Origin of the sequence: Methanobrevibacter sp., assembly GCF_017427765.1 — an archaeon.
In the GTDB taxonomy this organism is placed as follows: domain Archaea; phylum Methanobacteriota; class Methanobacteria; order Methanobacteriales; family Methanobacteriaceae; genus Methanocatella.
In genome coordinates, this window is the sequence record NZ_JAFRSC010000058.1 from 1 (window position 1) to 18,961 (window position 18,961).

20 protein-coding genes are annotated in these 18,961 nt (G+C 35.0%); 6 read left to right on the forward strand and 14 right to left on the reverse strand.

The features are described from left to right. The first annotated feature begins 150 nt into the window (after positions 1-150). Positions 151-978 (forward strand): F420-dependent methylenetetrahydromethanopterin dehydrogenase, encoded by an 828-nt coding sequence (locus IJL02_RS12325; protein WP_292814107.1) that lies wholly within the window; start codon positions 151-153, stop codon positions 976-978. A gap of 123 nt (positions 979-1,101) precedes the next feature. On the opposite strand, the gene hisB is transcribed toward IJL02_RS12325, so the two are convergent. The 7 genes from hisB to IJL02_RS12360 form a co-directional block, all read right to left on the reverse strand. After that, positions 1,102-1,680 (reverse strand): imidazoleglycerol-phosphate dehydratase HisB, encoded by a 579-nt coding sequence (gene hisB / locus IJL02_RS12330; protein WP_292814104.1) that lies wholly within the window; start codon positions 1,678-1,680, stop codon positions 1,102-1,104. Between the two features lie 38 nt (positions 1,681-1,718). After that, positions 1,719-1,919 (reverse strand): 4Fe-4S binding protein, encoded by a 201-nt coding sequence (locus IJL02_RS12335; protein WP_342765177.1) that lies wholly within the window; start codon positions 1,917-1,919, stop codon positions 1,719-1,721. Between the two features lie 10 nt (positions 1,920-1,929). After that, positions 1,930-2,622: a TOBE domain-containing protein gene (locus IJL02_RS12340; RefSeq protein ID WP_292814101.1), complete on the reverse strand. Its 693-nt coding sequence runs from the start codon at positions 2,620-2,622 to the stop codon at positions 1,930-1,932. 70 nt (positions 2,623-2,692) lie between these two features. Beyond that, complete coding sequence (locus IJL02_RS12345; RefSeq protein WP_292814097.1) at positions 2,693-4,252, reverse strand: oligosaccharide flippase family protein; 1,560 nt, start codon at positions 4,250-4,252, stop codon at positions 2,693-2,695. Between the two features lie 50 nt (positions 4,253-4,302). Then, the gene (locus IJL02_RS12350) at positions 4,303-4,887 is read right to left on the reverse strand and encodes a flavodoxin family protein (RefSeq protein ID WP_292814094.1); all 585 of its coding nucleotides are present in this window, start codon (positions 4,885-4,887) and stop codon (positions 4,303-4,305) included. A 94-nt stretch (positions 4,888-4,981) separates the two neighbouring features. Further along, a complete protein-coding gene (locus IJL02_RS12355) occupies positions 4,982-5,224 on the reverse strand; it encodes a hypothetical protein (protein WP_292814091.1) in 243 nt (80 codons plus the stop codon). Between the two features lie 246 nt (positions 5,225-5,470). Continuing rightward, a complete protein-coding gene (locus tag IJL02_RS12360) occupies positions 5,471-7,168 on the reverse strand; it encodes a hypothetical protein (RefSeq protein WP_292814086.1) in 1,698 nt (565 codons plus the stop codon). A 378-nt stretch (positions 7,169-7,546) separates the two neighbouring features. On the opposite strand from IJL02_RS12360, the gene IJL02_RS12365 reads away from it, so the two are divergent. After that, on the forward strand, positions 7,547-8,401 hold the full coding sequence (locus tag IJL02_RS12365; protein ID WP_292814082.1) for a phosphoserine phosphatase: 855 nt from the start codon (positions 7,547-7,549) through the stop codon (positions 8,399-8,401). Here the strand turns inward: IJL02_RS12365 and IJL02_RS12370 are convergent. The 3 genes from IJL02_RS12370 to IJL02_RS12380 all read right to left on the reverse strand — a co-directional run bounded on the left by IJL02_RS12370 (position 8,398) and on the right by IJL02_RS12380 (position 11,854). Beyond that, positions 8,398-8,679: a zinc ribbon domain-containing protein gene (locus IJL02_RS12370; RefSeq protein WP_292781222.1), complete on the reverse strand. Its 282-nt coding sequence runs from the start codon at positions 8,677-8,679 to the stop codon at positions 8,398-8,400. The two genes, IJL02_RS12365 and IJL02_RS12370, sit on opposite strands and share 4 nt — an antisense overlap. A 55-nt stretch (positions 8,680-8,734) precedes the next feature. Continuing rightward, positions 8,735-9,964: a bifunctional 5,6,7,8-tetrahydromethanopterin hydro-lyase/3-hexulose-6-phosphate synthase gene (locus IJL02_RS12375; RefSeq protein ID WP_292814241.1), complete on the reverse strand. Its 1,230-nt coding sequence runs from the start codon at positions 9,962-9,964 to the stop codon at positions 8,735-8,737. Positions 9,965-10,030: 66 nt separating this feature from the next. After that, positions 10,031-11,854, reverse strand: coding sequence for a threonine--tRNA ligase (locus IJL02_RS12380; protein ID WP_292814077.1), 1,824 nt, complete (start codon positions 11,852-11,854; stop codon positions 10,031-10,033). Between the two features lie 96 nt (positions 11,855-11,950). On the opposite strand from IJL02_RS12380, the gene cfbB reads away from it, so the two are divergent. After that, positions 11,951-13,300 carry a Ni-sirohydrochlorin a,c-diamide synthase gene (gene cfbB / locus IJL02_RS12385; RefSeq protein WP_292814074.1) on the forward strand — a complete coding sequence of 450 codons (1,350 nt, stop codon included), beginning with the start codon at positions 11,951-11,953 and terminating at the stop codon, positions 13,298-13,300. 3 nt (positions 13,301-13,303) lie between these two features. After that, positions 13,304-14,365 (forward strand): oligosaccharide repeat unit polymerase family protein, encoded by a 1,062-nt coding sequence (locus tag IJL02_RS12390; protein WP_292814069.1) that lies wholly within the window; start codon positions 13,304-13,306, stop codon positions 14,363-14,365. On the opposite strand, the gene IJL02_RS12395 is transcribed toward IJL02_RS12390, so the two are convergent. After that, on the reverse strand, positions 14,351-15,259 hold the full coding sequence (locus IJL02_RS12395) for a restriction endonuclease (RefSeq protein WP_292814066.1): 909 nt from the start codon (positions 15,257-15,259) through the stop codon (positions 14,351-14,353). The two genes, IJL02_RS12390 and IJL02_RS12395, sit on opposite strands and share 15 nt — an antisense overlap. A 126-nt stretch (positions 15,260-15,385) precedes the next feature. Between IJL02_RS12395 and surE the strand changes: the two genes are divergently transcribed. Then, entirely contained in the window at positions 15,386-16,162 is a 777-nt protein-coding gene (surE, locus tag IJL02_RS12400; RefSeq protein ID WP_292814063.1) for a 5'/3'-nucleotidase SurE, read from the forward strand. Positions 16,163-16,167: 5 nt separating this feature from the next. Here the strand turns inward: surE and IJL02_RS12405 are convergent, their stop codons facing one another. Beyond that, positions 16,168-16,311: a hypothetical protein gene (locus IJL02_RS12405; RefSeq protein ID WP_165814077.1), complete on the reverse strand. Its 144-nt coding sequence runs from the start codon at positions 16,309-16,311 to the stop codon at positions 16,168-16,170. Between the two features lie 75 nt (positions 16,312-16,386). Here IJL02_RS12405 and IJL02_RS12410 point away from each other — a divergent pair, with 75 nt between their 5' ends. After that, on the forward strand, positions 16,387-16,593 hold the full coding sequence (locus IJL02_RS12410; RefSeq protein WP_292814056.1) for an LSM domain-containing protein: 207 nt from the start codon (positions 16,387-16,389) through the stop codon (positions 16,591-16,593). 4 nt (positions 16,594-16,597) lie between these two features. On the opposite strand, the gene IJL02_RS12415 is transcribed toward IJL02_RS12410, so the two are convergent. Both IJL02_RS12415 and ilvC read right to left on the reverse strand, forming a co-directional pair. After that, positions 16,598-17,602, reverse strand: coding sequence for a methanogenesis marker 12 protein (locus IJL02_RS12415; protein WP_292814053.1), 1,005 nt, complete (start codon positions 17,600-17,602; stop codon positions 16,598-16,600). 48 nt (positions 17,603-17,650) lie between these two features. Continuing rightward, positions 17,651-18,643, reverse strand: coding sequence for a ketol-acid reductoisomerase (ilvC, locus tag IJL02_RS12420; RefSeq protein WP_292814050.1), 993 nt, complete (start codon positions 18,641-18,643; stop codon positions 17,651-17,653). Between the last annotated feature and the right edge of the window lie 318 nt (positions 18,644-18,961).

Below are 18,961 nucleotides of genomic sequence, written 5' to 3' on the forward strand. Positions count from 1 at the left end.
TATAGTAGATTGTATAATATTTTATTAATTAAAATAATAAAATGAATAGTATTCATTAAAATAATTAATACAATGATTAAAAATCATAAATAATAAAATTTAAATAGTTTTTGAATTAAAATTATAACTATCGAAAAAGGAGATTTAATTATGGTAGTTAAAATTGCTATTATTAAAAGTGGTAATATTGGTACTTCACCAGTAATTGACCTATTGTTAGACGAAAGAGCAGACAGACCAAACATCGATGTAAGAACCTTTGGATCTGGAGCAAAAATGAACCCAGAACAAGTAGAAGACGTTGTTCCTAAAATAGACGCTTTCGAACCTGATTTCGCAATTTTCATTAGCCCAAACCCAGGAGCACCTGGACCAGCTAAAGCAAGAGAATTATTATCTGAAAAAGACATTCCTGCTATTATCATTGGTGACGCACCTGGTAAAGGTAAAAAAGATGAAATGGATGAACAAGGCTTAGGATACATCATCGTAATGTCTGACCCAATGATTGGTGCTAAAAGAGAATGGTTAGACCCAACTGAAATGGCTATCTTCAACTCCGACATCTTAAAAGTATTAGCTGAAACCGGAGCATTAAGATTAGTCCAAAAAACCATTGACGATGTTATTGCACAAGCTGAAGCAGGTGAAATCGAATTACCTAAACTCATTATTACTGCTGAAAAAGCTGCAGAAGCTGGCGGATTTGCAAACCCATATGCAAAAGCAAAAGCTATCGCTGCATACGAAATGGCTGGATCAGTTGCTAACTTAGACATGAAAGGTTGTTTCATGACTAAAGGTTTCGAAAACTTCATCCCATTAGTAGCTGCTGCTCACGAAATTGCTGCATGCGCTGCTAAATTAGCACAAGAAGCAAGAGAAATCGAAAAAGCAAATGATACTGTTTTAAGAACCCCTCACATGAAAGAAGGTAACCCTGGTTCTAAAACAGACTTAATCTCAAAACCAGAATAAGTAGCATTCCGCTACTTTTATTTTTCTTTTTTTTAAGACCATAATGTAATATATTTCTTACAATATGAAAAATTAAAATCTCATTTTGAAAAAAAAATTAAAAAAAGATAGCTAAAGTATTAGCTATAAAACACCTTTTGTAGAAGGAATCTGATCATGCTCTACTTTAATGGCATCCTTTAAGGATTTGGCGAATGCCTTAAAAACAGCTTCAGCCTTGTGGTGGTCATTTGCACCTTCCACAGTACCGTAAATATTTATTTTGGCACTTGAAGCAAATGATTCAAAAAAGTGGATGACAATATCAGATGTCATGTCCCCAATCTTTTCATTTTTGAAATCAAGATTCATATTGCAATAGCTGCGCCCGCCGATGTCAACTGCAACGGTAGCTACTGATTCATCCATAGGAACAATAGCGTGAGCCATTCTTTTTATTCCTTTTTTATCACCGATAGCTTCACTGAAAGCTTCGCCAAGCAGTATTCCGATATCTTCAATAGTATGGTGATCATCTATTTCAATATCGCCTGTCGCCTGAATGTCCAAATCAATCATACTATGTTTTGAAAAGGACTCCAGCATGTGATTAAAAAAATTCACTCCTGTGGAAATGTTGTAATCCCCGCTGCCGTCAAGATTCATTTTGATATCAATTTCAGTTTCCGAAGTTTTCCTTGAAACAATAGCATTTCTAGTCATAATCTAACCTATATTAAATTGATTTTACGCTCAAGCATTCAGACATCTTCGCCCGGACGTATGATTTTAATGCAGTTTGTAGGGCATTCCATTGCACATAATGTACAGACATGGCAATATCTCAAATCCAATATACGTGCAACGTCGGTAATCTTCCAAATTTTAGCGGCTTTCGGACAAATCTCCTCACACTTGCCGCATGCGATACATTTATCTTCATCCACTAAAATTCGCAACATAAAATCACCATTATAATTTTAAAGTAGCCACTGACATGGCCTTAAATCCGATATATACATCTTTACCAATATTGAGATTTAATTCCTTTTCAGCGGAAACGGTAATGTCAGAACATACGACAACACCGCCAACATTAATTTTAACACGAATAATCTCGCCGATAAGTTTCATTTCAACAATCTTACCTTTGAGAATATTACGTATACTTGATGTTTGTGGCTCCAGCATCAAAAATATGTTATCATAACTGATTAATGCCAATATCTTATCTCCAATTTCATATTTCCTGTTTAAAGGAGCATTTATTTGGAAATCTTTCATTTTAATAGTCATTACGCCTTTTACATCATTAATGTCAATAATTTCTGCTTCAATTTCATTTACATCTTTGTGAAGTTCCATGATTGCATTAATTTTCTTACATTCTTTTAGAATAGAATATCCTTCTTCGGTCAGAGTGGTTCCACCACCCCCACCTTTTCCTCCTTTTGTAGTACTAACAATTTTAACATTAAGTGTTGATTCTATTTTTTCAATGTAGTTTAAAGCGGTTCTGTAAGAAACATTGATATATTTTGCAGCTTCTGTTAGAGAACCAGTATCTAAAATAGATTCTAAAAGCTGGTATTTCTTGCTGTCCAGCAAGAAAGAATTACCGTCTACATTGATTTTATATTCAACACCTGCACTTACATCAGCCATATATATAATCCCCCAATTATATAATATGATAATTTTATGTATTTTATATTTAAATAAGTTTTCTATTTGATTAATTTCTGAATTCTATTTTTTCAACAATGTTTAACAATTTATTGACAATTTTGGATAATGGACCTAATTTAGAGGAATAATCTCTAAGGGTTTCTATATCCTCTTTTGTGAAAAACTTAACCAAAATCAATGCAAAGAAATATACAACCATACATATAATTATTCCAGGGAATAAAAATAGAGTATTTTTTGGAATGAAATAACCTGCAGCGGCCATAATAGCTGTTGCGGCCAATATTTTAATTACAGGCGTTGTCGGCGCCTTTGTTTTAGTCAGTTTGAAAACAAAGTAAACGCAAGGTACCATCATTATAAAACAGGCAATTGTAGTTGCTGCCGCACCGCCTGCAATACCCATGACCGGAATTAAAACCCAGCTTAAAACTCCTGTAACGACAGATCCGACAATTAAGATATACATCGGGATTTTAGGATTTCCAATTCCCTGAACAATACTTGTGGAAATTGAAAATATTGAATAAAATGTCATTCCAATAGCCAATATAGCCAAAGCGGAAGCCCCGGCTACATAAGCAGGATTTTTGAAGTAAAGCAACGCTAAGGTAGGAACCGCAAAAAGCGCAAGGCCTACACACATAGGAACTACAAACAATAATGCGATTTTATAGGATTGGCCAACATATTTTTGAAGAGCATTTGTATCCTTAACCTTAAATGCCTCTGAAGAAGCCGGTAGAATTGTAGTTGCAACGGAAATGGATATCATTAAAGGCAGCCTTGAAATCGGATCGGCAGCTGCAAAAAAACCCACATCGGCGAATGTTAAGAATTTACCCATTATAATAGTACAGATATTATAAATAAGCATTTCAGCAATAGCTGTAATGATAACAGGAATGGAGAACTTGACTAAAGTTCCGGCAAGTCTCAATTCATCCCTTCTTGAGAATTCGAAGTTTCCGCTAGGTTTTGGAATATACTTCGGCATATAAACCTTAAATATGTATATTGCAGAAACTGCAGCAAGTGAGTAACCTATTACTGTACCCCACAATGCCCCAACAGTTGAAAAACCTATTAAAACAAATGCGGTTGCACATAAAATCATACCCAACTGCTCTACAGCACGTGTATAGACAATATACTCCATCTTGTAAACGCCCTGGAATGCACCTCTAAAAGCACCTACAATAACACTGAACGGAGTAATCATACCCACAATCTGAAGCGGTACCAATGCCAAAGGTTTTTTTAAAAAATCATAAGCAATAACCGGGGCTACAACAAAAATCATCAGTACTCCCAGAAATATCCCCAGAAATACCATGATCTTTAAAGCCGTGAATATTGTCTGTCGGGCCATGTCATGCTCATCAACGGCCTCATATTCGGCAACATATTTGGCAATGGCCGGAGGAAGCCCACCGGCTGCAAGTGTCTGGAAAATACCCTGAAACGGCAAGGTAACTCCCAATATTCCATAAGCGGTAGGACCCAGCAATATCGCCATCAGGAAACGATAAATATAACCTCCGATACGGAAGATTATGTTTCCAATAAATATTATAAGACTACCTCTCACTAACTTGCTTGCCATAATTTAACCTTAAAAATTAGTTTATTAATAATATAAATCAATTTTAATATTTAAATATACTTATTTAAGAAATTTTCAAATTCAGCCAATGTCCTGTTTAGAGAACTCCAGCCGTAATCATCATTTTTGATATTGTCCAGCGAATCATCGGACCAAAATGAAGCCCCCAAATTGGAACCGAAAGGCCCTCCGCTTACCGGAATAATGCCGTGTATCATGAAATAGGTAATGTTTTTTAAATGGGCAAAATCCTGACCTCCGGTTCTGTCTCCGCCAACGGCAATGCTCATGCCGATTTTTCCACGAAGAAGATTGTAGTCAATTGCCTCCAAAGCTCTGGTTCTGTCCATAATGGCTGATAAGTTACTGCTTATTCCTCCGCTTTGAATCGGAGTTGCCAAAATAATGCCGTCAGCTTCCTGAAGGCCCCTGTATACATCGCCCATATCGTCATCAATGATACATTTTTTGTTTTCCAAACAGTAATCGCAGTGCATGCAGGGCTTTATATCCTTTGCCTGGCATGTAAACATCTCGCATTCAAACCCGTTATCTTCAAGATGGCCTAAAGCCTTTGATAAAACATGCTCTGTTGTATTGTTTCTTGGACTTGCGCAAATTCCAAATATTTTCATAAAATTAGTTTGTAAAACAATCATTAAATACTTTTAAAAAAAAATAGGCTTTGTAAAAATCCTATTTGATTTTTACAAAAGATTATTCCATCTATTATTTACGTCTAACTTCACTTTCAATCCTTGCAATTTCATCTTCAGTTAATTGACGCCTAATCATGTCTTCAAGGCTCATAAGTTGATGGTCACTGTTAGGATAATATTTTTTAGCTAATGTCAAAAAAAAGAAAGCAGAGTAAAAATCCTTACTTTGGATAGCAGCATAATATTCTTGCATATACTGTGTGAATGACAGTTTTGGCAGGCTCAATATAAAAATATCTTTTTCGTTACTCATAGAATCATATCTCCTTCAAATCTAGAAGCTGAATTGTTATGGATTAATCAGCATATCATTATTTCTCCAAATTATCATTGAATTATATGCAAATTATCATATAGTTTCCACTTCTTTAAATATAGTTTAGAGAACAATATTTTTAAAGATTATTGTAAAATTAATGAATTGTTTAATATTTAAAAAAATTTAAAAAAAAAAATAAAAATAAGATTAATAACTTAAAAAAGCTAATAATCTTTCAATCTAATCATCACGTTTCATATAACTTGAATTAAATAATAGGCTTACAGCCACAATACCCAGAATTGCATAAACGAGTGTATAAGTCGGTTCTACTTTTTCAGCATTAGGAGATCCGCTGGATTTCACTTTTTTACTGGTAGCAGTAACGTTGCTGGATTTATTTTTATCGTCAGTTGAATTATCGCTTTTATTTAAATCAGCAGTTGTTACCATACCCGCACTGGCTGAATAAGAGTAACCTCCATTATAACCGCTAGGCCTCCAATGATGATGTCCTCCACCACCTGGATGGTGCTTTTTGTGACATTTGCATTTGGAATTCTTACAATCGCAGTTTTTACAGGTGCAGTTTGTATGATTGCACTTGTTACATTTGCAGTTGTTTTTGGTATTGTTAGCAATACTATTACTTATGTTTTTATTCCCGTTATCATCAGCGTGACTTTCTACACTAGATTTTTCTAAATCCTGTTGTGTTAACAACAATAATGGAGTCCATATTGCTTTATGATCCGGCAATAAAGTTTCGCTAGATATTCCAACGCCTAGAATATCATTTAAACCGTCCCAAGAACCTGCGGTTGAACTTTCAATACAACCAGAGGAAGTTAAGACCATTAAATTAGGCATATCTTTATAGATCACATTTACGTGTTTAATATATGCATAATCCAAACCATGAGAGTTAGTGTCATTAAATATATGACCACATTCATCTTCATTATTATCCTCAACGCCGATAGCTATCTCTTCGGTTGAAGGATAATATTTAAGCAATGCTTTTGTAAATTTATAACCTTCCATTTCAAAGTCGTTAAACTGATTATTTAATGCTACATCGTTTAAAATGTTAAATGTTTCATCAATTTCCCAATTATCCGCAAAACTTGCGAACATGCATGCATTTTCAGTACCAATATATTTTAACAGCACGTTCCAATCCGAATAAGATATTGTTCCAAAATATACCTCTTCATCAGAAATATATCCTGAAGCCATTAAAATACTCTCGAATACCGGCTCACCAGAATCACAAATTATTGCTAAACCAATTAAAACATCGGTTAAAACCACATCGTCATATTCAAATTCAACTATATTATCATTTTTAGGAGTTGTTTTTCCGTCAAATTCATAATTTTCGAAAGCTTCTATACTAGTTACATCATTAATCGAATCGGAGCCTAAATCAATAACCTCCAAGGTTAAAGATTCTGGAACCGAAACAGAATTAAAATCGTCTAAATCATTTACTGAAATTATTTCACTGTCAAATTCTTTAGAATAACTATTACAATTTTTTAAAATAACATCATTATCAACCACATCGGATACCGGATTTTCACCAGCATCCAAATCATTATTAAATTCTACATTTATCTGAGACAATTTTCCAGATTCACCAGTAATGAATGAATCAGGAGAATCGATACTATTGCAGATATCCAATGAACCAGAATATATGCATTCATCAAAGGTATCTTGGGATACTGATCCGTATGAGACCTGACAATAAGAGGATTCATATGAATTTGCGTATCCGTAAGAGCTTTGATGCTCTTTTGATGAATCACTAGATTGTGATAAATCATCACCATCTGATAAACCACTGGACGTGTAGCTTGACAATTCGTTATTCGAAGCATCGCATGAAGATAAACTATTATCAAAATCAGCAGAAACAGGACTTTCAGTCACAACTGATGAGGTAACATCAATTTCTTCTGCAGAAACCCCACTTATAGTTATAAGCAGAATGCTAATAAATAAAAGTGAAGCTAATAGTTTTTTAATATATTTTTACCCCCACAATTAATATATAAAAATTTATACAGCATCGAATTTTTTAACTAGACTTATCACCACCATAAAAATTTATACAGCAACAATATTTCTAGCAATTATCACTGCCATACAAAAATTTATACAATATATAATTTTGAATGTTTAAGTTAATATAATATACACATTGACAAAATCATGAAAAATTAAAATAGCACAAAATATTGAAATTAAGCCAATTATAAGTAAGATTTATAATAATAAAGATACAAATCATAAATTGAGGATTTAAATATGAAAGTTGGTAGAGGTATTGTAAAGAAATATTCCAGAGAATATAACAGAACTCTAAAAAATGGGGAAAGGAAAAAATATACAACCGAACAGATTCAAATCACAGTACCAAAACATGAAGACATTTACCAAAACAAAGAGGAAGTATTAATTATTCCCCAATCCGAAATTGAAAATTTTAAAAGTAGAGAGGAAGAAAATCAGGTATTGAAAATAGCTAATTATTTACATGTCGAGGAAGTGAAAAAATTGGAAAAACAATTGCAGGAAAACATAAACCCGTCTACTTTGGAGTTTCAAAACGAGATTGAACAGCTGAAAGCTGAACTTGCTCAAAAAAATAATGATTTAGCTGAAATGGAAAACAGATTTAATTCCTTACATGAAGATAACATCAATGATTTAAAACATGAAAATACTCTTATCAGAGACAAGCATTCCAAATTAATCATTGAAAATGAAAACCTCAAAACCAAATTCGTTAACATAAAAACCGAAAACGAAAACCTCAAAACCAAATATTCAAGCATTAAAGAAGAAAATAAAAATCTTAAAACAAAATGCTCCACTTTAAGAGAAGAACATTCCTCAATTAAAGAAAGCTATAACCAGGTAAGCAGCAAATACGATCAGCTGAAACAGGAAAATCTCAATACCAAAACCAGTTATGCTGAAATGTTTGAACTTAACGAAGATTTAGAAAAAGACTACGATTCACTTCGCATTGAATACAATGATTTGGTTGACAAATACAACGCTTTAGAAGAAGAGTTATATAACATTAAAAACAGCAAAACTCACGACGAATATATAGCAAATAAAGTTAGAGAATTTATTTTAAAAAGTAGAAGTTAGAGAGTTTTGTAGTCATCCTGAAATTCAGGATTCCATCTTTTCAATCCAGGAATGAACATTGCAGTAATGCCTGTAGCCTGAGTTTCTGCCAGTCTTGGATTTTTTTCCATCATCTCTTTTGTTTTTCTGACAATCATTTCATTTAGAGTTATATCTGGTTCTGTGTACTCGCCGTCCTGAAAACAATCTTTACAGAATTCCGGATTTAAGCTTCCATCCTTATTTGTTCCGTAATCTTCTTTTACAATCGGTCTGCCACATGAATTGCAAAATCCCATAATAAAAACTCCTTTTTTAAAAAAAATAGTAAAATAAATTAGAAATTAATCTAATCTATTTTTCGGATATGTTTTCGTCTTCATCCATTGCAAGTCTCATATTATCCGGATCAGGTGCAAAATGAGCCAAGAAGTCTTGAGCGGATCTTCTTACATCTCTTGAACCTATGATGTATCTGCCTGCAATAATGATGTCTGCACCTTTGTCGATAGCTTCTTCAACATTTTCAGGAGTGATTCCACCAGCTACAGCAACTAAACTGCCGGTAATTTCTTTGATTTTCTTGATGTTACCCCATTCAGTCATTTCACTAGTGTCTCCACCATGTTCTTTAATCCAGGTTTCTAAATCGACATTTCTGTGTAATAATACAATATCAGGTTTTAAATCATCAGGCAATGCGGATAATTTATCTTCAAAGTCTTTTACATTCATCATATCAAGGATTGAGTAAATACCTTGTTTTTGAGTTTCATGAATAGCCTTTTGAATAGATTCTAAAGTACCGAGACCTGAAATAGCTACTGCATCTGCAGTTTCATCTGCTGCCATTTTAACTTCAACACGACCAACGTCTAAAGTTTTCAAATCAGCAATGATGAATGCGTCTGGGCGTAATTCTCTGATTTTTCCAACAACGCCAACACCGAATTTTTTAACAAGAGGAGTTCCTGCTTCAATAAGGACTCTTTCTTTATTAGGCAAGTCTGCAAGAATTCTTTCTACAGCATCTAAATTGTCTAAGTCAAGTGCAACCTGTAAGTAAGGTGGAGCCCAAAGTCTTTGTACTCTGAATCCCATAATTGGGTGAGTTCCACGGTCTTTTTCTGCAAGTACTTTTTCGATGGATGGGTATCCTTCCATTGCTCTTCTGATAGCCAATTTGGTTGCTCCGTAGTTGTATTGGTATATTTTTCTGAAATCCTTTGCGGACGGATCGATAAATACACTTACGTTAATGACAATATCTTCGACTATGTCTTTTGGAATGTAACCTTCTTCTACTGCATCAGCGACTGCTCTTGCAACAGCGGTTTGTGCAGGTCCAAATATTTTACTTGCATCTTCTAAATCACCAACAGTTACTTTAGGAATGATTAAAGTAGCTGGTTTGGTCATTAAATTAGGTCTAATTACACTTGTTAAAGGAGTGTGGCCTACGGAAAGGTTAGATAAACCGTTAGCGAATGCTTGACCGACAGGTCCGAATTTATCACCGATTAATAAATCAACGTGTGCTAATTCAGGGCCATCTCCAATAAGAGCTTCTCCTATTCTATACATTGGGTCCATTAAATTTCCTCCGTTATATAATAACATTTAATAATTTATTTTTATTGATAAATAAAATTATTGGAAGTTAATCCTTCTTGAAATATCCTTAGGTAAAGGCAGTTTTCTGAAAGGTTTTCCTTCACATTTATGATTGATTTCAGCTATAAGCTCATCAGCTGTCATGTCGACCTTCTCGCCGGTTTCACGTACAGTTACCTGGAATTTACCGGTTTCCATTTCCTTGTCTCCAATGACAAAAATGTATGGAATCCATTCTTTGGCTGCATTTCTGATTTTTTTACCTACACTTTCATCCCTGTCGTCAATGTCCACACGGATGTTTGAAGCGTTGATTTTGTCATACAGTTCATTTGCAAATTCCTCATGAGCATCTCCAACAGTAATGATTCTAGCCTGAATAGGGCTTAACCAGGTCGGCAGCATTGGAGAGCGTTCATTAATTTCCAGTGCGGTTTTTTCAAGCATTGCACATAAAACCCTTTCAATACTTCCGGTTGGGGATGTGTGCAGGATTGTAGGATTGTGCTGCTGGCCATCTTCACCGAGATAGGTGATGTCAAACCTTTTACCGCTTTCAACATCGATTTGAACAGTTGGATTTTCAATCGGCCTGCCTAATGCGTCAATGTTAGCCAGATCTATTTTACATACCCAGTAGTGATGTCTTTCAGGCAAGATTTCTAAAAGAATCGGTTTTTCGAATTTTGATGCAATATGATACATCCACTCTTCATTTTCATCAAAGAAGTCCTGAGTGGCTCTGAAAATTACTTCAAAGTCCAAATCCAAATCCTTACCGGTTTGCATACACATTTCAGTTTGTCTTTCAAATTCATCTAATGATGAAGGTACATCTGCACAGAATGAATGGCAATCAGGCATGGTGAATGCTCTTAGCCTTTTAAGACCTACAACTTCTCCTTTTTTCTCAAAACGGAAACTGTAGGTGGATAATTCATATATTTTTGCAGGCAGGTTTTTCCATGTAAGATATGAATCTGCCATTAATCTGAATGCACCAAAACAGCATGCAAATCTGAGCATCAGATTCTTTTTGGTGTCGGTTCTGTACTGTCTTTCACCGAATTTGTATGCGTGCTGATATATAGCCTCATTATCCAAATCATAGAAAATTGGAGTTTCAACAGGCATTGCTCCACGATCTACAGTTAAATTGTAAACGTAATCAGCCAAAAGGTCTCTTATTAAACGTCCTTTAGGATACCATCTTAGGTTTCCGACATCGGAAGCAGGCTCATAATCACAAATTTCCTTTTCCCTCATCAGTTTAACGTGAGGAGGTTCTCCTTCATCAGAAGCACCCCGGCCGAGTTCATAGTCAACAAGCTGTTTGAACGCATGATTGTCAAACTTAAAGTCCTCAATTTGAGTTATTTCATCTCCTTCAAGAATTTGCCATTTGGAAGGTTTTCTTTCTGCCTTTGTTTCCTCTTTATCAGCAGTAATAGTTCTTGAAAGCTCACTTAGAGGATGTCCTTTACAGGAAATCTCAAATGCCTTGTACCATCCGAAAGGTACTCTTTTAACAGTTAAATCCTCAGCAAGTAAAGCCCCTTCTGCTTTTTTTAATATTTCAACAGCTACTTTTGGAGAGCTTAATGATGAAGACAAGTGAGCATATGGATACAATACGATATTTTCAGCTTTGACCTGATCATTAGCCTTTTTGATTTCACTGACTAAATTTTTAACAATGCCTTCAGGATTATTTTCATCTTCTTTTTCAACAGCTGTAAATACTACTAAAGAATCATCAAAGGAGCCTTCTTTTTTAGCCTCTTCAATTTCTTCAGCTACAGGTGTTTTATTCTTTACATTGTAATTTAAATAATCAGAATGAATTAATAAAATTCTCATTTAACCACCATATATTATGATTTAAATTTTATTTTTAATATTATATAAAAATAGCTAAAGTTAAAATTTAATATAATATAATTACAATGTATTATTATGAGAATTATTTTAGCGGGAACCGGTAGTGCAGTTGGAAAGACAACAATAGCTACCGGAATCATGAAAGCACTGAGCGAAAAATATAATGTACAGCCATTCAAGGTCGGACCGGACTATATCGACCCGTCCTACCACACACTAGCAACCGGAAACACATCCAGAAACCTGGATTCATTTTTCATGAAGGAGGGTCAGGTGAGAGATTCATTTCTCAAAGGCGTGAAAGGCAAAGACATTGCAGTTATTGAAGGTGTCAGAGGCCTTTATGAAGGAATTGACTCAATAAACGATATCGGAAGCACCTCTTCTGTTGCAAAATCACTTAAATCTCCTGTCATCCTAATCATCAATTCAAGAAGTCTGGTTAAAAGTGCAGCCGCTTTGGTTATGGGCTTTAAAGCTCTGGACCCTGAAATAAACATTGCAGGAGTAATCCTAAACAAAGTAAAAAACAAGGCGCATTATGAGAAAACCAAAAGATCAATTGAAGAGCTCACAAAAACCGAGGTAATCGGCGGAATCATACGTGATGACAATATCTCAATAGAGCAGAGGCATTTGGGTCTTGTTCCTGCTGTGGAGAGGGAAAACTCCCTAAAGTTCATTGACATCTGGTCTGAAACCATAAAACAATCAATTGATTTGGACAGATTGGTTGAAATTGCTAAAAGCGCACCGAAAATCACCTCAGAGCTTATCCCAATATGGAACAAACTGAACAAGCAGCCTGTTAAAATCGGTGTGGCATTTGATGAGGTTTTCAATTTTTACTACAAGGAAAATATTGAATCTTTAGAGGCAAACAACGCTAAAATTGAATATTTCTCACCTCTAAAGGATGAAAACTTGCCGGATGTTGAAGGTCTCTACATCGGCGGCGGATATCCTGAACTGTTTTCAAAACAACTATCAGAAAATAAGAATATGCTTCAAGAAATCAAGCAGTTCCACCTTGAAGATAGACCTATATTTGCCGAATGTGGTGGTTTAATGTATCTTATGAAATCTATCCATGAAGATGCAGTAGTAAATGTATATCCTTACAAGTCAGTTTTAACAGATAGGGTTCAGGCACTGAAATATACCATTGCCGAAGTAACTCAGGACAACATAATTTCCAAAAAGGGTGAAAAGTTCAACGGCCATGAGTTTCATTACTCAAAAGTAATTGTTAATGACTTAAAGCATGATATGGCATTCAATATCCTAAGGGGAAAAGGATCATACAATTTACAGGATGGTTTTATGGAGAGGAATACACTTGCAAGCTATGTCCACACCCATGTGGCAGCAATGCCTGACTTTGGAGGAAACCTTGCAATTTCATCTCGGGAACTTGAAGGATAGAACATGGATTTTAAAAAGATTGACTTTTTTCAGCCATTAATTTTAGTGGTTGCAATTCTTGCTTTTTTAGCAATGGGTTATATCGGATCATTTAACTACAGGTTTGAAGACCCTCTTGATTTGGAAGTGATTTTAACAGTAATATTCGCCTGTATAGTCTTTACGGCAGGCGATTTAATCATAAAATATAAAATCAAAGTTGAAAATATAAAGAAAACAGATTTTTTATCTGAAAAATTACTTCTCATTCTTGTTTTAATAGCTTTAGTTCTTCAGACACTTAATTTGGTTTTTATTGGTGGAATTCCCCTTTTCAACAGCGTTTTAAAATCAAATGCAACTACAGATATCTGGAGAGTTGCCTATCCACTATTTTTGATAATGATAAACGTTCTGCTTGCAAAACATTATGAGAGAAAATACCTGATTCTTGTTCTTCTGGGAGCATTTATTTTTGGATTGAACGGCTATAGAACCTCCGTTTTGGGAATTCTTGCCAGTTCATTTATTACTCTATATTATCTAAACAAAATCTCAGGAAAAACAGGAATCTTATTTATTGCAGTTATGGTTATCGCAATTACGGCAATGGGATATATCGCATCCCAGTCCATTGCAACCCAGCACTGGACACTGAATCCTGTTGAGTTAATCTTTTACAGGGCAGGTTTTACTCTGGAAGTCTTTGAAAGAATTCTGCCATTGGGCGCAACAACACACGGACATATCCTAAGCCTGATATTTTCGCCCGGAAGTCCCAGAACATTTGTTGGCCAATACGTGCTTTCAGACAATGTCTGCCTGACATCCACATTATTCGGACCCGTCTATCTTGATTTCGGATTAACAGGCCTGACAGTTCAGATGCTTTTTATGGGAATATTTTTAGGTCTGATGGATAAATTAAAAAAAGGAGTTGGTGTGGGCATCTATTCTATAATATTAACACACACATTAATCTGGATAGAAACCGGTCCAACAGACATTATGATTTGGTTTTTATATCTGATAGGATTCATTTTGATATTAATTAATTTTAATTATATTAAATTAAACAAAAATTAATATAATCAAAATAACTAATGAAATAAAGAATATGAATGTTCCTTTAATAATAAAGTCACTGTTTCTTTCTGTGTAGAGGGATAAACCATAAGACAATAGCAATGCTACAATCATCTCTATTAAACCTGCCATTCCCGGATTCATACCTAAAAGATTACCGAATATGAATGCAAGAGCATAAGAAAGAACAACAACCAAAATGATTAGGATTATAGGATTATTGATTAATTTAAATATCAAAGGTCCGTAATTGGATGAATTTGAAAAGGAATTATAGTTATATAAATTGGTTTGAGAAGATGTGAGTCCTCCTGATCTCTTTTTTCTATTTAACAATGATGATAAAACAGAACTTCCCCTAGGCTCATCAATTTGCCTGTACAGGGAACTTTTATATACATTGGGATTTGCATCCCTTCTGCGCATAATATACTCCATATCCGAAGCGTCATAACCTTCATAACCCGGATACTCCTCTTCAATGTAAGCGGAAGCCCCACCATCATACGGAGTATTATCCAAAGTAGTTTGTGAGGTCCTATCCTGATAGCGCTTTGCAAGTTCAAGCAAATCGTCCCTGTCAACCAGTTTTATGTTTTTTCTAAGAGCATAGTTTTTTGCCTGGTTAGAAAAATAGGATGAAGAAACGATTGTTACCTTAGATGCTTTAATGCTTTGCTGAACATCTTCCATTTCCTTAAGGACATCGACCCCGATTTCAAAGTCTTTGTCATAGTTTTTACATGCCACAACAACACCAAAATCACCAATGGTAGTCGGTAATATGGCATATATGTCTATAACTTTTTGAGAGGTCTTGAAATTTTTATAGACCTTGAAACCGGAGTCCTCCATTACTTTTGCGATAAAATTAATCAATTGTGGTTTTTCCAAGATTCCACCCTAATGTGTTGTTAATGTAAATTCCTATTATATTTTATAATTTAAATTATTATTAAAGTTTTTTATATTTTCTTCAAACCTAAAATTATTTAAAAAAAGAACTGCCTTATTAATTATATGAAAGCATTAATATGTAATGATGATGGAATAACAGCTTCAGGAATACTTGCTGCAAAAAAGGCAGTTGAAGAGATATGTGAAACATATGTGGTGGCTCCTGAAGTGCAGCAAAGTGGAATAGGCCATGCATTAACATTATATGAACCGTTAAGAGTCAATGAGTATACCTTAAGGGACGGCAGTAAAGGCTATGGAGTAAGCGGGACTCCAACCGATGCTGTAACTATCGGATTATTTGAAATTATAGATGAAAAACCTGATTTGATGATTTCAGGAATAAATACCGGCTACAATATAGGAAAGGCAGAACTTACAACATCAGGAACCCTTGGAGCCGCAATTGAAGCTGCAACATTCGGAATTCCTACAATTGCAATTTCAAAGGAAGTGACACAGGACCATGTCAAGTTCGAAAACGGGGCTGTAGAAATAGACTTTGACTTTGCAGGAAAAATGCTCAATAAAATAGCTAAAATAATACTGAAAAAAGGTTTACCTGAAGGAATCGACTTGATAAATGTCAATATTCCCGAAAACCCTGTTTATGAGGAGTTTGAAGTAGTCAGATTAGGTGAAAGAATGTATACTCCAGTAATTGATACACGCACGGATCCTCGCGGAAAGCCATATTACTGGATTGGCGGTGAACCATACGAACTTGATGAACCCGGAAGCGATGGTTATGAATTACGTAAAGCTCAAAAAACTACAGTAACACCACTGAAAATAGATTTGACCGGAGATCTGAGTTTATTGAAAGAATGGTTGGAGTGAAATACTTACAAGTTTAAATCCTTAAGTATTTTTTCCCTTTCTTCTCTTAACTCATTTAAGATTTTTTCATCTGTGCATCCGTCTTTTTTTAACTGTGCTATTGTACGTGTAATAGCTTCTAAATTACTTTCTAATTGATTAATTGCCATGATATTATTTTGAACATTAAAGTATTTAAAGTTGAAACATCAATATTAATGTAGAATATTCAAGGATTTGAAATAATGAGTTTTGATAAAGATAATGTAAACAAACTTTTTGCACAATTTAAAAATAAGTATGTTAGTGTTGATTTGAGAGATAACAATCAAAGCGAAGGAAAAGTAGTCGCTATTGACAACTATTTGAATATTGTCCTTGAAAATGAAAACGGTTTAGAAACAATAAAAGGCGGAAACGTTGTATTTGTCAGCCTAAAAGAAGATAAATAGAAGTTTAGATATCAACTTCTATACCTAAAATTTCCTTTTTACCATTGAAAACATCCATCGCTATTTGAGCTGCACCGATAGCTCCGGATTCTTTTGAAATAACTTTCAGTTCATATTTGTCATTGAAATACTTATTGATTTCATCTTCAAAGCTGAAAGGTTCTCTTGCAGAACCGATTGAACCTGTAAGCACTATGCCTTCAATTTCATTTTCACATACCACATCAAGGCCCGCTATTTCCATCGCTACAGTCATGATTAGAGTATCGATAGCAAGTTTTGCCTTCCCGTCACCATTTTCGTAATTTTTCAAAAGCTGGTCTTTCATGTTGGCCACTTTACCGTCAATACCGGCAATTTTAATAGCTCCGGCATGTGAAAAGCACCCGTTTGCAGATGCATTGTTCTCGTCAATGTCTCTAATCATCTCCAAATCAAGAGGTCCGTGAACAACGCCCATCGCTCCAAGACACGCATCAATTGCTCCCTTGATTTTGCCGTCCTCGATTAGAATGTCCACGCTGTTTGATGAAATGTCGGCTACAATAAAATTGGACCACCCGGTTTCCTTTAATGCATTATATGAAATGCTTACCTTTTCGGGGCTTGCCTGGTGAGAATAGGCTGCCCTAAACAATTCATTTAAGGAAGTGGAGTCTTTGTGAAGACCTGGAATCATTACAGAATCAATGTCTAACTTTTCTAATTCTGAAAATACGGATGTTCCCCCACCGGTGACCTTACCTGCACCGTTAATGGATAAAATCCCTCTGTTTTCAACCTTTTCTGTGGGCAGGATTTTGCTTATGCCGTCACCCATCGCATAGGTGATTGCCATAAGTTTTACATCACTAAAATCAACGCGCTTTTCAAGCTCTTCAGTTGCAGAAACCAGACCTTTCTTACTTTCCTCTCTTCCGATTTTAAAAACATCAATGACGTTGCCCTCATCAGACATTATACAAAAGGAGATTCCGGTAGTTCCATGGTCCATTCCAATAAATACCATGATTATCACAAAATAAATAAAAATAAAATAAAAAAAGAACAAAAAGACTTATTCGTCTTTTTGTAATCCGCAAGCTTTTCTTAATCTTTCACCTACGATTTCAATTTCTTTTTGACCTTCAGCAGCTCTCATTTCTTTGAGGTTAGCGCCGTTGGTTGCGTTTTCATCGCCCCATTGTTTTTTAAAGGTTCCATCTTGGATTTCTTTTAAAACAGCTTTCATACCGTCTTTTGCTTCCTGGGTAATGATTCTGTTTCCTCTGGTTAAACCACCATATTCAGCAGTGTTACTTACATCAGTCCACATTCCGGCAAAACCTTTTTCATAGATTAAATCTACAATGAGTTTTACTTCGTGACAGGTTTCAAAGTAAGCGATTTCAGGTTGGTATCCTGCTTCAACCAAAGTGGTGAATCCTGCATTGATTAATTCTGTGATACCGCCGCATAAAACAGTCTGTTCACCGAAAAGGTCAGTTTCAGTTTCTTCCTGGAAAGTAGTTTCCAAAACACCTGCTTTGGTTAAACCGCATGCTTTTGCCATTCCTAATGCAAGTTGCATTGCATCTCCTGTTGCATCTTGCTGTACTGCTACAAGTCCAGGGATACCGAATCCTTCTTCGTAAGTTCTTCTTACCATGGATCCAGGTCCTTTTGGTGCAAACATTACAATGTTTACGGTTTCATCAGGTTTGATTAATTCAAAGTGAATGTTGTAACCGTGAGAGAATGAAATGGTGTTTCCATCTTCAACATAAGGAGCGATTTGTTCGTTGTATACTCTTTGCTGGATTTCATCTGGAAGTAAAATGTGAATAATATCAGCTTCTTTAGCTGCGTCTTCGATGGTTTTTACAGTCATACCATCTTCTTTTGCTACATTCCAAGAGCTACCATTTTCTCTTAAACCAACAATAACGTTAGCTCCACTATCAGCCATGTTTCTGGATTGTGCTCTACCTTGGGAACCATAACCGATTACAGCAATAGTTTTTCCTTGTAAAGCATCAGTATTTACATCTGCATCGTAATACATTTTCATTTAAAATCATCTCTTAAACAATCTAATAAAAGGTAAGCTATCTATTTAACTACCTCAATTTATGGAAGTTGAGGATTCTTACTTCACGGTTGTGCACTCTTTTGAGCATAGGATTCCGTGATATCCTCTCGTCCCAAAGGTTAAGACATTTTATAGTTTAATTTATTTTTTAACTTGGTTTTTGTTAAAAAATTTTGAATTAAACTTTTTTTATTGTCATATATTATTATATTCATTTTGTTATTTAAATCATTATCAGAAGCATATTGAAAAATAATCCATACTCCACTATTGTGCAATTCATCACCGACTAAAGAA